A 265-nucleotide genomic window follows, 5' to 3' on the forward strand; every position below is an offset into this window, starting at 1 on the left:
TCGATGCCGTAGCGCTTGATGATCGCCAGCGCCTCGGCCGAAGTGCTCGGATCGGCCACGGTCGGGCCGGAGGCAATGACGGTGGCGAGGTCGCCGGGCACATCGGAAATCGCGTAGGTATAAACCGTCGCCGGCCAGCAGGCCTTGCCGAGGCGGCCACCCTTGATCGCCGAGAGGTGCTTGCGCACGCAGTTCATCTCGCCGATGGTCGCGCCGGATTTGAGCAGGGCTTTGTTGATCGCCTGCTTGTCGGCGAGGGTGATGC

Annotated in this window: 1 protein-coding gene; it reads right to left on the reverse strand. The window is 65.7% G+C overall.

Annotation, left to right across the window (positions count from 1 at the left end; genetic code table 11):
- Window positions 1-265: DUF4147 domain-containing protein (locus tag AAEY83_RS15800; protein WP_351060471.1), on the reverse strand; the 265-nt coding region annotated here is incomplete at both ends.

It is taken from the genome of Psychrobacter sp. TB20-MNA-CIBAN-0197 (assembly GCF_040309765.1).
Taxonomy (GTDB): domain Bacteria; phylum Pseudomonadota; class Gammaproteobacteria; order Pseudomonadales; family Moraxellaceae; genus Psychrobacter; species Psychrobacter submarinus.